Source organism: Taklimakanibacter deserti, from assembly GCA_003574785.1.
On record QORU01000010.1, the window covers coordinates 60,719 to 75,438 of the forward strand.

Below are 14,720 nucleotides of genomic sequence, written 5' to 3' on the forward strand. Positions count from 1 at the left end.
CAAGAGGTGCCCATAGGCTTTGATGACCTGTCTGCCGCTGCTGCCCGGCGGTTGCGGGAGAGCGGTTCGCCCGACATTGCGGAAGAGAGCGGCTGGGCCTGCGCTTGGCTTGCGGCCTGCGCCTATCCGGGGGTCGAGCTCCTGCTCGAAGCCCTCGATGCGACGCCGCCTGAGGCTCGTCATCCGGTCCTCGAAGCGGACGTCCTTGGCCTCGATCTGGGGAACATTTCCTGTGTCTTCCTTGGCCCTCCTGTCGCCCGGATGGTCGAGCCGCAGGGCCGGCTCTTCCTGCGTAATGTCCACCATGGGCTCTATCTCCTGCCCTTCTCGGTCAAGGCCAATATCGGCATCGGCTGCCCGGTCGATCCGGCCTTCGCGCTGGGCGGCGAGCGGACAAAGAACCCATATGAGGAAAAGCTCGCTTTGGCCCGGCAGGCCGGCATCGTGGTGGCCGAGCCTCTGTGGCAGCGCCTGGCGGGCTGAAAAATCTGTCACATTCGCCGGGATTGTGCTATTAATATATCGTTATACGATATAACTGGATCACGATGATGGACAAGCCCGTCGAGAACAGATTTTCACCGGCCTCCGACCGGCATCGCCGGGTCGGGCTCGGAATCTCCGAGGCCCAGCTCGCAAACGAAGTCGGCATCAGCGTCGCACGCCTTCATGAATATGAAGCGCGGCCGGCGGACGCCTATGACATCGGCCTTCATCTCAGGATCAGCCAGGTCCTGGATCGCTGCGAAAGACGGCAGAAGGGCCAGAATGATTTTTGGCTGATCTGAGTCTCGCCTTGGAAGAAGCGAGGGGCTTTGCCGCTGCGCTCCCTGCGCATGCCGGCCAATATTTGCAGCTGAGGGAATCAAAGGCTAGAAGCATGCTCCCTCGGAGCAAATCCCGCCAAAGTCTCCCGACTTTGGCGATAAGGATTTGCTCCAACATAATAATTTGGCGCGAATCCTTTTCGGCGAGGTGGAGTCCACCTCGCCGGGAAGCGCGCTAAGGAGTAACGCATGGCCGGGCCGCTTAAGAACATCCGTATTCTCGATCTCACACGCGTGCTGGCCGGCCCCTGGGCGACGCAGATTTTTGCCGATTTCGGCGCCGAGGTGATCAAGGTCGAGAAGCCCGGCGAAGGCGACGACACGCGCGGCTGGGGCCCGCCCTTCGTCACCAACCCGGACGGATCGCGCGGCGATGCCGCCTATTATCTCTCCGCCAACCGCGGCAAGCAGTCGGTCGCGATCGACATGACGAAACTCGAAGGCCAGAAGCTCCTGCGTGAGCTTGCGGCCAAGTCCGACATCGTCATGGAGAACTTCAAGGTCGGCGGCCTCAAGAAATACGGCCTCGATTATGCGAGCCTGAAGGCGATCAATCCAAAGATCATCTATTGCTCGATCACCGGTTTCGGCCAGACGGGCCCCTATGCGCAGCGCGCCGGCTATGACTTCATGATCCAGGGCATGGGCGGCATCATGTCGATCACCGGCCAGCCGGACGGGACACCCGGCGCCGAGCCGGTCAAGACCGGTGTCGCCTTCGCCGATGTGTTCACCGGACTTTACGCAACGATCGGCGTGCTGGCGGCACTTCATCACCGCGACCGGACGGGCGAAGGGCAATATCTCGACCTCGCTCTGCTCGACACCCAGGTCGCCGTCCTCGCCAACCAGGCGCTCAATTTCCTGGTCGGCGGCAAGGCACCCAGGCGCCTCGGCAACGCCCATCCCAATATCGTGCCTTATCAGACCTTCGCCACCGAGGACGGCTTCATCATCATCGCGGTCGGCAATGAGCGGCAGTTCCGCGAATATACGAAGATCGCGGGCGTGCCCGAGATTGCCGATGATCCGCGCTTCCGCTCCAACAGCGACCGCGTCCACCATCGCGAGGCGCTCATAGCGCTCCTCACCGAGCCGATGACTCGGCGCAAGACCGCGGAATGGATCGAAGCCTTGGAGGCCGCCGCCGTGCCCTGCGGGCCGATCAACACGATCGACCAGGTCTTCGCCGACCCCCAGGTCAATGCGCGCGGCCTCAGTGTCACGCTGACCCGCGAGGACGGCACCGAGACGCCAGGGGTCGCCAATCCGGTCAGGTTCTCGGCGACACCGATCGAATACGCAAAAGCGGCACCTCGCCTGGGAGATGCGACAGAAGATGTCCTCAGCAGGGTCCTCGGCCTCACGGCGGGCGACATCGCGAAGCTTCGAGATTCGGCCTCCATCGGCTAAATGTCGCTTTCGGACGGACCTGACGAGTGAGGAAAGGTCATAGAACTGCCATGGCTAATCTGGTGATCACCTATTGGCGCGACATTCCTTCCGCCGTCTCGGTCAAGGCCGGACGCAAGGAGGAGAAGCGCATGCTCGCCGACCGCTTCCAGGAAGCGATCGACATGGCCGCCATGCGCGGCGGGGCTTCCGATACCGACGCCTATCTCGCCGACTGGCGGCGCGCCGATCCGGTCGCCGTCGGCGATGATCTCATGGCGGAGGCCGACAAGGCCAAGGCCGAGATCGAACAGGCCTATGACAAAGAACGGCTCAAAGCCCTGATCGCCAATGGCGGCGCGGCAAAATCCTGAACCTCACCCCCGTTTCGAGGACAAAGATGACCCAGACCCTTATCGCTTCTGAAAAAAAGCAATTCCTGATCGGCTTCGAGCGCCCCTTCTGCGTCATCGGCGAGCGCATCAACCCCACCGGTCGCAAGAAGCTCGCGGCCGAGATGCAGGCCGGCAATTTCGAGACGGTGATCAAGGACGCCCTTGCCCAGACCGAGGCCGGCGCCAATGTGCTCGACGTCAATGCCGGCGTCACCGCGGTCAATCCCAATGAGACCGAGCCGCCGCTGCTCAAGCAGACGATCGAGATCGTGCAGTCGGTCACCGACCTGCCGCTCTGCATCGACTCATCGGTGTCGGCCGCCCTCAAGGTCGGCCTCGAGACCGCCAAGGGCCGACCGCTGGTCAATTCGGTGACCGGCGAGGAAGAGAAGCTCGAAGCCATCCTGCCGCTGGTCGCCAAATACAACGTGCCGGTGGTCGCCATCTCCAATGACGAGAGCGGCATCTCGGAAGATCCCGATGTGCGCTTCGAAGTGGCGAAGAAGATCGTGCAGCGCGCCGCCGATTTCGGCATCAAGCCGGAAGACGTCGTCGTCGATCCCCTGGTCATGCCGATCGGCGCCATGGGCACGGCCGGCCAGCAGGTGTTCCGCCTGGTGCGGCGCCTGCGCGAGGAGCTGAAAGTGAACACGACCTGCGGGGCCTCGAACATCGCCTTCGGTATGCCGAACAGGCGCGTGCTCACCGGCTATTTCCTTGCCATGGCGGCGTCGCACGGCATGACCTCGGCGATCATGAATCCGCTCCATGACGAAGACATGCATGCTATCCTGGCGGCCAACGTCCTTAACGGCACCGACCGGAACTGCAAAGTGTGGACGAACAAGTTCCGCGAAATGTCGACTCCCGCCGCGGTTTCGCAAGCCGTCGGCGATGGATTGCCCGGCGCCTCCGGTGAAGATGTCGAATCCCGCCGCCGGGCGCGCGAGGAGCGGCGCCGGCGCCGTGGATAGGTGATATGGCCGACACCAGAAGTGATGCCCTGATCGTTTTCACGCCGTCCGGCAAGCGCGGACGCTTCCCGATCGGCACGCCGGTGCTGCAGGCGGCCCGCTCGCTCGGCGTCGATATCGATTCCGTTTGCGGCGGGCGCGCCATTTGCGGGCGCTGCCAGATCACCATCGGCGAGGGCGAATTCGCCAAGCACGGCATAAGATCGAGCGTCTCGCATCTCAGCGAATTCTCCGCCGTCGAGAAGCGCTATGACGACAAGCGCGGCCTTCTCGCCGGCCGCCGCCTCTCCTGCCAGACCAAGCTCTTGGGCGATGCCGTCATCGACGTGCCGCCCGAAAGCCAGGTGCACAAGCAGGTGGTGAGGAAGCGCGCCGAGGCGCGCGCCATCGACATGCATCCGGCGACCCGCCTCCATTACATCGAGGTGGAAGAGCCCGACATGCACAAGCCCTCCTCCGATCTCGAGCGCGTCTATCGCGCCCTCGAGGAGCAGTGGGATGTGAAGAATGTCTCGGCCAGCCTCGCCATCATCCAGAACCTGCAAAAGGTGCTGCGCCAGGGCGAATGGAAGATCACCGTCGCCGTGTTCTCGCGCCCCGCCGGCGGCGGCAATGTCATCACGGCGATCTGGCCCGGCTATCACGACAGCGCCTTCGGCCTTGCCATCGACGTCGGCTCGACCACCATCGCGGCGCATCTGTGCAATCTCTCGACCGGCGAGGTCGCTGCCTCCTCCGGCCTCATGAATCCGCAGATCCGCTTCGGCGAAGACCTCATGAGCCGCGTCTCCTATGTGATGATGAATCCGGGCGGCGAGAAGGAAATGACCGCGACCGTGCGCGAGGCGCTGAATACCTTGGCGGCCCAGGTCGCCCAGGAAGCTTCGATCGAGAAGACCGACATTCTCGAAGCCGTGCTGGTCGGCAATCCGGTCATGCATCATCTCTTCCTCGGCATCGATCCGACCGAGCTCGGGGGCGCGCCCTTCGCGCTCGCCACCGGGCTCTCGGTGACACGGCCCGCCCGCGAGCTCGATCTCGACCTCAATCACGGCGCGCAAGTCTATGTGCTGCCCTGCATCGCGGGCCATGTCGGCGCCGACACCGCGGGCGTGGTCTTGTCGGAATCGCCGCAATATTCCGAAGACAACATGCTCATCGTCGATGTCGGCACCAATGCCGAGATCGTGCTCGGCTCCAAGCACCGCTTGCTGGCCTGCTCGTCACCGACCGGCCCCGCTTTCGAGGGCGCCCAGATCACGTGCGGGCAGCGCGCCGCCCCCGGCGCGATAGAACGTATCCGCATCGATCCCGAGACGCTCGAACCGCGCTATCGGGTGATCGGCTCCGATCTCTGGTCGGACGAGCCGGGCTTCGAGGACGCGGTCGCCTCGACCGGCGTCACCGGCATTTGCGGCTCCGGCATCATCGAAGTCATCGCCGAAATGTATCTTGCCGGCATCATCAATCAGGACGGTCTGGTCGATGGCGCGATGGCGGAACGGTCGCCGCGCATCAGGCCGCATAAGCGCACTTTCACCTATGTGGTGCGCGACGGCGAGCCCTTCATCGCCATCACCCAGAACGATGTGCGCGCCATCCAGCTCGCCAAGGCCGCCCTTTATGCCGGCACGCGGCTGCTCATGGACAAGCTCGGCATCGACCATGTCGACCGCATCCGCCTCGCCGGCGCCTTCGGCAGCCATATCGACGTCAAATTCGCGATGATCCTGGGGCTCATTCCCGATTGTCCGCTCGATAAGGTGCAGTCGGCCGGCAACGCGGCGGGCACGGGTGCGCGTATAGCACTTCTCAACACCAAGGCGCGCGATGAGATCGAGCATGTCGTCAGGCGCATCGAGAAGATCGAGACGGCGGTCGAGCCTCTGTTCCAGCAGCATTTCGTCGAGGCGATGGCCATCCCGCACAAGACGGCGGTCTTCGCCAATCTCGCCAAGGAAGTGAAGTTCCCGGCGCCCAAGATCATCACGCCGCCGGAAGCCGATGGCGGTGAGCGGCGCCGGCGCCGCAGAGGCTGACATGTCGCAAGCGGAAGATCCCACGAGCGTCGTCCAACGTCAGTTGGACGCCTACAATGCTCATGATATGGAAGCGTGGCTCGCCACCTATGCGCCTGACGCTAGGCAATATGAATATCCGGACAAGCTGCTGGCGGAGGGCCATGATGCCATCCGTGCACGGATGACCACGCGCTTCCAGGATCCTGATCTGCACGCGCATCTCAAATCGCGGATCGTGCTCGGCAATACCGTGATCGATCATGAGCATGTCGCGCGAACCTTCCCGGAAGGGCCGGGCCATGTCGAGATGGTGGCGATCTATCAGGTCACGGCCGGGCACATAGGTCTAGCGACATTCATCATCGGTGATAAGAAACTCTCGTAGATCGCCGCTCAGCGCGGCAAGCTCTTCGTTCCGAGCTCGTTGCGCCGCCAGGACGAGGGCGCGACGCCGGTCGAGCGCTTGAATTCGCGGCTGAAATGATAGACGTCGCAAAAGCCGCAGCGCTCGGCCACCTCGGCAAGGCTCCTGCCGCCGACGAGCAGCGACTGGGCCTGCATCAATCGCTCGCGGATGAGCCACTGGCGCGGGCTGGTGCGCAGATGCTTGCGGAACAGGCGGCGGATCTGCGACGACCCGAGGCGGGAGACTTGGCTCAGATCCTCGGCCTCCCAGGAAAGCTCCAGATTTGCGCGCATGGCATTGATCGTCGCCGCCAAGGCCGGCGGCAGCTCCCGCGAGCCGTTGCCCGAGAGGCTGCGGTCGATCATGGTCAGGAATTCCGCGACAAGCTGGTTGAGGCGCAGATCGAGCCCCGGATCGCGCCGCCGCATGGTGGCGAAGAGCCGGTCGAACCAGGCGACGAGATTGACGCTTTCGGCGATTGTGGCCTTGGGAAAGGCGTCGCCGAACAGTTTCCGGCGCAGCTCGGCGAGATTGGGACCGTCGAGCCGGAACCACAGCACCGTCCAGGGCTCTGCCTCATCGGCCGAATGTCCATGGCGCGTCTCATTGGCGATCCAGGCCAGCTCGCCCGCCCCGATGGGCTGGCGCTCGCCCAGCGTCTCCACCGTGCCGGCGCCTGAAAGGCAATAAAGAATGTCCTGGCCCGGATGAGACGCCCGCATGACGCGGTAATCGGGCGCCGCCTCGACCTTGCCGGCCCTGAGCACGCTCGCCGCGGCCTTCGTCCAGCCGGGCTCCGGAACATAATGCAGGCTTTCGAGAAAGACGCTCTGGCGCATGCGCGTTTTATACAAAAAATGAGTCCCGTTTGTCCATTTCCCACCGGACATGCCGCGCATAGGATGCCCGCCAGACATTCGAAAACACGAGCGAAACAAGGTTTTTCAGGAGATTTCGCTCCTGTGAGGGAGATAGCCGATGCTCGGACTGACGCAAGCTGAAGCCAAGGACTATGCGCGCGACGGCTACATCATCCGCAAGGGCCTGTTGAGCGAGGAAGAGGTCGCCGATTTTCGTGGCCATGCGCGCCAGCAGCTCGAGGCCGAGAAGAAGACCGGCGCCATCATGGCCAAGGGCGACAAGGAGGGCAAAACCACCCTCCTCAAGATGTGGACCAAGGCCGAGGACGACAAATACGGCCTCCTTGCACGCGACGAGCGCATGGTCGGCCTCGCGGAGGCCGCGATCGGCAAGCCCATCTATCTCTACAGCCACAAGATGACGATGAAGCAGCCCAATGAAGGCGGCGCCTGGGAGTGGCACCAGGATTTCGGCTACTGGTATAATTACGGCTGCCTCGCCCCCGATATGATGAGCATCTATATCGCCCTCGACAAGGCGACGCGCGAGAATGGCTGCCTGCAGGTGCTGAAGGCGACGCACAAGCTCGGCCGCCTCAATCATATCCGCGAGAACGACCAGACCAATGTCGAGCAGGAGCATCTCGATGCGGCGCTCAAGCGCTTCGAGCATGTCTATGTCGAGATGGAGGCCGGCGATGCCCTGGTGTTCGACGGCAATCTGCTGCATCGCTCGGACGCCAACCGCTCCGACACGTATCGCTGGGGCTATATCTGCTCCTATAACGCCGTCGAGAACGCGCCGTTCAAGAAGGTGCGCGAATACGGCAATTTCGATGAATTGAAGAAAGTGCCGGCGGGCTCGTTCCGCATGGCGTCTTGAGGCCGAAGCCGGGCGACGCCCGGATCATAGCCGGACCCGCGCAAGCGGCCGGAGGGGAGGACAGGATGACCGATACGGTCAGGACCGGTGCGCGCGCACCTGCCATGGACCGCATTTCAGTGTCGGGGCTCTTGCGCGCACGCGAAACCGGCGTGTTTCTCGCGCTCGTCGTCCTATGCCTGTTCCTGACCTTCGCCACCGACGGCTTCCTGACCTCGATCAACCTGCTCAATGTCGGGCGCCAGATCTCGCTCCTCGGCATCATGGCGGTCGGCATGACCTTCGTCCTGATCTCGGGCGAGGTCGACCTTTCCGTCGGATCGAACTACGCGCTCTCCGGGCTTGCCACCGGCATGCTCATCATCGCTGGCTGGGGCCTCTTGCCCGCCCTCTGCGTCGGCCTCCTCACCGGCATGGCGATCGGCCTCATCAACGGCGTCCTCTCGACCTATGGCCGGCTCCCCTCGCTCATCGCGACGCTCGGCATGCTCTCGGTGGTGCGTGGTGCCGCTCTCATCCTCACCAACGGCCAGCCGGTCACCGTCAATGTCCGCAACGGTGCTGATCCTTCGGTGCTCGAGACCTTCAGCTTCATCGGCCAGGGCTATCTCTTCGGCGTCGTGCCGATGCAGCTCGTTTTCTTCATCATCATCGCCGCCCTCGCCTGGGTGGTGCTGTCCTGCACCAATTTCGGCTTCCGCGTCTTCGCCGTCGGCGGCAGCGCCAAGGCGGCGCGGGTATCCGGCATCTCGATCAACAGCGTGAAGATCTGGGCCTTCGTGCTGATGGGCGCGCTCTCCGCCTTCGCCGGCATACTGAGCCTCGCCTTCCTGCCCAGCGGCCAGGCCGGGCGCACCGGGCTCGGCCTCGAGCTCGACGTGATCGCCGCCACCATCGTCGGCGGCGCCTCTCTGTCGGGCGGCGAAGGCACCATTCTCGGAACCATTCTCGGCGTCCTGATCATCGGCGTCATGCGCAACGGCCTCGTGCTGATGGGCGTCTCGCCCTTCGTGCAGGAGCTGATGATCGGTCTCGTCATCATCATCGCCGTCGGCATCGACAAATGGACAACCCACCGGCGCGCCTGATGGCGATCGGCTTTTATCCAAAGGGAGGACTATCCAGATGAAACTAAGACACGTCATCCTCGCCACGGCGCTCTGCCTGTGGCCGTTGCAGCAGGCGGCAGCCGAATCCAAGCTCGCCGACTTCCCCCTGGCCGAGCGCATCAAGAGCAAGGTCGCGGCCGGCCAGCCCCTCGACATCTATGTCTCCTATCATGATGTCTCCAACGAATTCGCGCCCTTCATGAAAGCGGGCGTCGAGCGTGCTGCCACCGAAGACAAGGTCAATGCCAAATTCATCGGCCCCGTCGGCGCCGATGCCGACGGCCAGATCAGCGAGATCGAGACGCTGATGAGCAAAATGGACGGGCTCGCCATCTCCTCCGTCTCGACCGACGCACTGGCGCCGGTGATCGACCGCGTGCTCGCCGCCGGCATCCCGGTCGTCACCTTCAACACCGACAATCCCGACAGCAAGCGCCTCGCTTTTGCCGGCCAGGATCTGGTCCAGTCGGGCCGCGAGGCAGGCAGCCTCATGGCGAAAGTGCTGAACGGCAAGGGCAAGGTCATCATCACCACCATCGATGCCGCCGCGCAGTGGTCGATCGACCGCGAGAAGGGAGCGCGCGAGGCGCTGCAGAAGGAGAGCGGCATAGAGGTCGTGCAGACGCTCAATACCGGCACCGATCCACAGAAGATCTATTCGGCGATCGAGAACGCCATGCTCGCCAATTCCGACATCGACGGTATCCTGTCGCTCGAATGCTGCTCGACGCCGGCGGCGGGCACCTGGGTCGAGCGCAACAAGGCCTCCGACAAGGTGAAGGTCGTCGGCTTCGATCTCCTCGACCAGACGGTGCAGCTCGTCGAGAGCGGCAATATCCAGGCGACGATCGACCAGGCGCCCGAGCGCCAGGGCTTCGAGGCGGTCAATCTCATCGTCAAATTCGTGAAGGGCGAGCCGATCGATAATCTCGACACCGGTGTCGGCGTCTACACCAAGGACAACATCGCCGAAGTCACCAAGAAGAAGTAACTCAACCTTCCCCTTCTCCCGTCCGAAGGATGGGAGAAGGTGGCCGAAGGCCGGATGAAGGCTCTTCTGAGTGAACGGAATGTCTCGGACAAAGAGCCCTCACCCGCCCTGTCGGGCACCCTCTCCCATTGCTGCGCAACGGGAGAGGGGGAAACGGTGGAGACACCTCATATTCGGCAAGTGATGAGCGATCACCAACAGCGAGAACCGATCGTCAGGATTTCCGGGGTGACCAAGAGGTTCCCCGGCGTCCTGGCGCTCGACCATATCGAGGTCGCTTTCCGCGCCGGCGAGGTGCACGCCGTGATCGGCGAGAATGGTGCTGGCAAGTCGACGCTGATGAATATCCTGGCGGGCGACCTTCAGCCCAATGACGGCCAGATCTTCATCGACGGCAAGCCTGCCATCATCGCCTCTCCCTTGGCGAGCCGGGCCCATGGCATCACCGTCGTCTATCAGGAGCTGGCGCTCTGCTCGACGCTCAGCATCGCCGAGAACATCATGATGCCGGACATGGCGGCGCGCTCCGTCGCGACCTTCGTGCCGCGCGAGGAAATGCGGCGCGAGGCGCGCTTCGCTCTGGCACGGCTCGGCATGGGCCATCTCGATCCCGACACCAAGGTCGGCCGGCTCAGCGTCGCCGAGGCGCAACTGGTCGAGATCGCCCGCGCCATCCGCCAGAAGGCGCGCCTCCTGGTGCTGGACGAGCCGAACTCCGCCCTTTCCACGCGCGAAAGCGAGCGCCTGTTCGAGGTGGTGCGGCAGCTGAGCGGCGAAGGTGTCGCGGTCATCTATGTCTCGCATCACCTCGATGAGGTGCTCGATATCGCCCACCGCATCACCGTGATGCGCGACGGGCGCACCATCGAGACCATGGTCAATGACAATGTCCCGCAGGAGCGGCTGATCCGCGCCATGGTCGGTCGCGAACTGGGCTCCGCCAAGCCCTGGTCGGCGCAGCATTCCTCGCGCGACGCACCCGTTGTCCTCGCGGTCGACAGCCTCACGGCGCCGGGGCTCGAGGGCATCAGCTTCACGGTGCGCTCGGGCGAGATCCTCGGCATTGGCGGCCTGCCCGATTCCGGCAAGGACCGTCTCGGCGACGTGCTCTTCGGCCTTTCGGCGCGCTCAGGCAGGATCGCGGTCGACGGCCAGGATCTGCCGGCCGCCAATCCCTCGGCCTCGATCCGCCACGGCATGGCCTATGTCCCCGCCGACCGGCGGGGCGCCGGCGCCCTTCTCGCCATGAGCGTCGCCGACAATGTCGTCTCCGCCGCCTTGAAGCAGTTCTCGCTGTCGGGCTTCCTGCGCCGGGCCCGGATCAAGCGTGCCGCGCGCGCCCAGGTGGCGCGGCTCGACGCCCGGATCTCGCATCTCGGCCAGAAGCTCGCGACCCTCTCGGGCGGCAACCAGCAGAAGATTATCCTGGGCCGCAGCCTCGTCACCAATCCCCGCCTCCTCGTGCTGCACGAGCCGACACGCGGCATCGATGTCGGCGCCAAGGCCGAGATCTATTCCATCCTGCGGCAGATCGCCGGCGAAGGTGTCGCGATCATCATGATATCCTCCGAGATGCCGGAGCTGGTCCTGAACGCCGAGCGCGTGCTGGTGCTCCGCGCCGGCCGGCTCAGCGAGGAATTGACCGGGACCGATATCAATGAAGAAGCCATCCTGGCGCGCGCCATGGCATCGTGAGGTATAGAGAGTGACTGCCCCCAAGATCACGATCGTCGGAAGCTTCGCCGTGGGTCTCACCATCCGCGCGCCGAAGCTCCCCATTTTCGGCGAGACCATGCTCGGCACCGATTTCGACATGGGGCCTGGCGGCAAGGGCTCGAACCAGGCGGTGGCGACGGCGAGGCTCGGGGCGCGCTCGTCGCTCGTCGCCATTCTCGGCACCGACAAGCTCGCCGGCATCGCCACCGACCTCTATGCGGCCGAGGGCGTCGACACCGAATTCGTGACCTCGCAGAGCGAGCGCCCGACCGGCGTCGGCTTCATCATCCTCAATGACAAGGGCGAGAATTTCATCATCCTCGACATGGGCGCCAATGAGCTCATGGACGCGAAATCCGTCGACCTGGCGGAATCCCGGATCGCCGAGAGCGACGTCGTGATGACCGTTCTCGAAGTGCCGACTGAAGCGGCCGCCCGCGCGATGGAGCTCGCCCGTTTGCGTGGCGCCCGCACCATCCTCAACCCGGCGCCGGCGCGGGCCTTGCCGCCCGGGATCTTCGCTTCCGTCGACTATCTGACGCCGAATGAAAGCGAATTGCGCATCCTGCTCGGCCTTCCGGCTGACGATCCGCGCTCCTCGCGCGAATTGGCGGCGGAATTACGCCGGCGCGGGGTGCGCAATGTCGTCGTGACGCTGGGCCGCCAGGGCGCCCTCATCCTCACCGACGATCTCGACCAGATGGTGCCGGCCGTGCCGGTCGATGTCGTCGACACCACGGGCGCCGGCGATGCCTTCAATTCAGGCTTCGCGGTGGCGCTCGCCGAGGGACGCGACATCGTCGATGCCGTGCGCTTCGGCGTCGTCTGCGGCGCCCTTGCCTGCACCAGGCTCGGCGTCATCCCGAGCCTCGCCCAGCGCGCTGAGGCCGATGCCATGTATGAGAAAGCCTGCAAAACCGTATGGAAGGACCACCCGTGAACCGCAACCGACTGCTCAATGCCGAACTCAGCCATGCCATCGCGCTCATGGGCCATGGCGATCTGATGATTGTTTGCGATGCGGGCTTTCCCATCCCCTCCTCGGCCTGGCGCATCGATCTCGCCATCGCGCCCGATCTGCCCGATCTCGAGACCGTGCTCACGCCGATCGCCGCCAATCTGATCTGCGAGCGCGTCGGCTATGCCGACACTTTGCCGAAGCACAATCCGCGCCTTCTCGCCAAGGTGCAGCGCATCTTCGAAGGCGCCGATTTCGAGACCGCCAGGCATGAGACGATCCTGACCGAGATGGCGGCAAAGGCCAAGGTCATCGTGCGCACCGGCGCCTTCGATCCCTGGGGCAATATCCTGCTCTATTCCGGCGTCGACGTACCGGCCTGGTTCTCCAAGGAAGGCACGGTTCCACCCGACTACTATGCGAAGAAGATGAAGAAGTAGCGCCTCCATGCCGCGCATCTTCGATTTCGGCGGCCGCGAGGTGGAGCGCAGCCTGACGGTCGCCGATCTCCGCCAACTCAAAGGCAGCGGGCGGCATGTCGCGCAAGTGACCGCCGAGACGGCCGAGGAAGCGGCAGCGGCGGAAGCCGCCGGCATCGAGATGGTGATCTGCCGGGCCGCCAATGTGCCGCGCCTGCGCGAGGGATCGAAGCGCGTCTTCGTCACCGCCGCCCTGGGCTTTGCCGAGGCGATCACCGATGACGAGATCCTGCGTAGCGCTTTCGCCGCCGTCACCGGCGGGGCCGATGCGGTTCTCACCAGCCGCAGCGCTGAGGCCGTTCGGCTCATCGCCCGCGAGCAGATCCCGGTGATGGGGCATCTGGGCCTCGTGCCGCGCAAGTCCACCTGGATGGGCGGCATGCGCGCGGTCGGCAAGACGGCCAAGGAAGCTGCCGAGCTGTGGGACCGGTTCCGGGGGTTGGAAGATGCTGGCGCCTTTGCCGCCGAATGCGAGGTCATCGCGGCCGACGTCATGGCCGAGATCAACAAGCGCACCTCGCTCGTCACCGTCTCCTTGGGCTCCGGACCTTCCGCGGATGTGATCTTCCTCTTCACTTCCGATATCTGCGGCGAGAGCCAGCGCCTGCCCCGCCATGCGCGCGCCTGGGGCGATGTCAAAAGGCTACAGGATCAGGTCAAGCAGGAACGCCTCGCGGCGCTCAAGGGATTTCGCGGCGCCGTCGCCGCAGGCGATTTCCCGGCCAAGGGCGAAGTGGCCGCCATTCCGGCAGACGAGCTCGAGGCCTTCCGGCTCAGGCTTGAAAACGGCTCGTGATGAAATCGCGCAAGGCGCGCGCCGCCGGCGTCAGGGGATCGCCCTTCGCCCAGGCGAGCAGGATGCGCTGCGCCGGCAGCTTGTCGGAAATCGGCCTTATGGCGAGTTTGCGCCCGTCATAGCTGCGGTCGGATTTGGGCCGCGTATAGGCGACCGCAATGCCGAGACCGTTCGCCACCATGCTGCGCTGGAGTTCGAAAGATGAGGCGCGCGCCGCCACGTCGACCTCCAGGCTCACGGCCTTGAACAGCGCCACGATATGCTGCCAGCTCAGCGCCTGGTCGGTGAGGATCAAGGGGTGCCGGGCCAGATCGGCGAGCGAGACGGCCGCCTTTCGCGCCAGCGGATGACTGTCAGGCAGCATCGCATGGGGATGCAATTCGATGAGGGTCTGGCGCTCGATGCCGGATCCGAGACCCAGATCGTAAGTGAGCGCCAGGTCGATCGAACCTTTGCCGAGTTGCGCGGCCAGCTCGTCGAAGCCCGCGTCACGGAAATCGACCGTGATCGCCGGCATCGCCTTGCGAAACCGGCTGATGAGTGCGGGGACATAATAAGGGGCGAGATCGGTGAAGCAGCCGAGAGTCGCCTGGCCCGATGCCGCCTCCGCCGCCTGGCCGAGGCGAGAGAGCCTCCGAGCCTCTTCCAACAGGGCGCGTGCGTCGCGTATGAAAGCCGACCCGAAGGAGGTGAGCTCGACGCCCTCGCCCTTGTGGCGCACGAACAGCTTGCGGCCCAAATGCACCTCGATCTGGGCAATAGCGACCGAGATCGAAGGCTGCGACACATGCAGGCTCTCCGCGGCTTGCGTGACATTGCCGGCATCGGCGGCCGCCACCGCATAGCGCAGCTGCTTGAGCGTCAGAGATAGGCTTTCCTGATGTGCCATATTATCAAACATTATTTTACTTGA

At 64.2% G+C, this 14,720-nt stretch carries 16 protein-coding genes; 14 read left to right on the forward strand and 2 right to left on the reverse strand.

Translation table 11 applies throughout. The annotated features are described in order from the left end of the window. Positions 1 to 6 precede the first annotated feature (6 nt). The 7 genes from DS839_RS21170 (at position 7) to DS839_RS21200 (ending at position 5,994) form a co-directional block, all read left to right on the forward strand. Entirely contained in the window at positions 7 to 483 is a 477-nt protein-coding gene (locus tag DS839_RS21170) for a hypothetical protein (RefSeq protein ID WP_162918707.1), read from the forward strand. Between the two features lie 65 nt (positions 484 to 548). Next, positions 549 to 788, forward strand: a complete 240-nt coding sequence (locus tag DS839_RS21175) for a hypothetical protein (protein WP_162918708.1) — start codon at positions 549 to 551, stop codon at positions 786 to 788. A gap of 228 nt (positions 789 to 1,016) precedes the next feature. Next, positions 1,017 to 2,240: a CaiB/BaiF CoA transferase family protein gene (locus tag DS839_RS21180; RefSeq protein ID WP_119272470.1), complete on the forward strand. Its 1,224-nt coding sequence runs from the start codon at positions 1,017 to 1,019 to the stop codon at positions 2,238 to 2,240. A gap of 50 nt (positions 2,241 to 2,290) precedes the next feature. Next, complete coding sequence (locus DS839_RS21185) at positions 2,291 to 2,593, forward strand: virulence factor (RefSeq protein ID WP_119272471.1); 303 nt, start codon at positions 2,291 to 2,293, stop codon at positions 2,591 to 2,593. Positions 2,594 to 2,619: 26 nt separating this feature from the next. Beyond that, positions 2,620 to 3,588 carry a methyltetrahydrofolate cobalamin methyltransferase gene (locus DS839_RS21190; protein ID WP_119272472.1) on the forward strand — a complete coding sequence of 323 codons (969 nt, stop codon included), beginning with the start codon at positions 2,620 to 2,622 and terminating at the stop codon, positions 3,586 to 3,588. A 5-nt stretch (positions 3,589 to 3,593) separates the two neighbouring features. Then, a complete protein-coding gene (locus DS839_RS21195; RefSeq protein WP_119272473.1) occupies positions 3,594 to 5,627 on the forward strand; it encodes an ASKHA domain-containing protein in 2,034 nt (677 codons plus the stop codon). Position 5,628: 1 nt separating this feature from the next. Further along, positions 5,629 to 5,994: a nuclear transport factor 2 family protein gene (locus DS839_RS21200; RefSeq protein ID WP_119272695.1), complete on the forward strand. Its 366-nt coding sequence runs from the start codon at positions 5,629 to 5,631 to the stop codon at positions 5,992 to 5,994. Between the two features lie 8 nt (positions 5,995 to 6,002). Here the strand turns inward: DS839_RS21200 and DS839_RS21205 are convergent, their stop codons facing one another. Beyond that, a complete protein-coding gene (locus tag DS839_RS21205; RefSeq protein WP_368911812.1) occupies positions 6,003 to 6,854 on the reverse strand; it encodes an AraC family transcriptional regulator in 852 nt (283 codons plus the stop codon). A 139-nt stretch (positions 6,855 to 6,993) separates the two neighbouring features. On the opposite strand from DS839_RS21205, the gene DS839_RS21210 reads away from it, so the two are divergent. The 7 genes from DS839_RS21210 (at position 6,994) to DS839_RS21240 (ending at position 13,807) form a co-directional block, all read left to right on the forward strand. Beyond that, positions 6,994 to 7,758: a phytanoyl-CoA dioxygenase family protein gene (locus tag DS839_RS21210; RefSeq protein ID WP_119272474.1), complete on the forward strand. Its 765-nt coding sequence runs from the start codon at positions 6,994 to 6,996 to the stop codon at positions 7,756 to 7,758. 65 nt (positions 7,759 to 7,823) lie between these two features. Continuing rightward, positions 7,824 to 8,846, forward strand: a complete 1,023-nt coding sequence (locus DS839_RS21215; protein ID WP_119272475.1) for an ABC transporter permease — start codon at positions 7,824 to 7,826, stop codon at positions 8,844 to 8,846. Between the two features lie 37 nt (positions 8,847 to 8,883). After that, a complete protein-coding gene (locus DS839_RS21220) occupies positions 8,884 to 9,858 on the forward strand; it encodes a sugar ABC transporter substrate-binding protein (protein ID WP_119272476.1) in 975 nt (324 codons plus the stop codon). A gap of 228 nt (positions 9,859 to 10,086) precedes the next feature. Beyond that, entirely contained in the window at positions 10,087 to 11,553 is a 1,467-nt protein-coding gene (locus DS839_RS21225) for a sugar ABC transporter ATP-binding protein (protein ID WP_368911813.1), read from the forward strand. A 10-nt stretch (positions 11,554 to 11,563) separates the two neighbouring features. Further along, positions 11,564 to 12,514 (forward strand): ribokinase, encoded by a 951-nt coding sequence (gene rbsK / locus DS839_RS21230; protein ID WP_119272478.1) that lies wholly within the window; start codon positions 11,564 to 11,566, stop codon positions 12,512 to 12,514. Further along, positions 12,511 to 12,972 (forward strand): D-ribose pyranase, encoded by a 462-nt coding sequence (gene rbsD / locus DS839_RS21235; protein WP_119272697.1) that lies wholly within the window; start codon positions 12,511 to 12,513, stop codon positions 12,970 to 12,972. Before rbsK ends, rbsD begins: the two co-directional genes overlap by 4 nt. A 7-nt stretch (positions 12,973 to 12,979) precedes the next feature. Further along, on the forward strand, positions 12,980 to 13,807 hold the full coding sequence (locus tag DS839_RS21240; RefSeq protein ID WP_119272479.1) for a 3-methyl-2-oxobutanoate hydroxymethyltransferase: 828 nt from the start codon (positions 12,980 to 12,982) through the stop codon (positions 13,805 to 13,807). On the opposite strand, the gene DS839_RS21245 is transcribed toward DS839_RS21240, so the two are convergent. After that, a complete protein-coding gene (locus DS839_RS21245) occupies positions 13,785 to 14,696 on the reverse strand; it encodes a LysR family transcriptional regulator (protein WP_162918709.1) in 912 nt (303 codons plus the stop codon). The two genes, DS839_RS21240 and DS839_RS21245, sit on opposite strands and share 23 nt — an antisense overlap. Between the last annotated feature and the right edge of the window lie 24 nt (positions 14,697 to 14,720).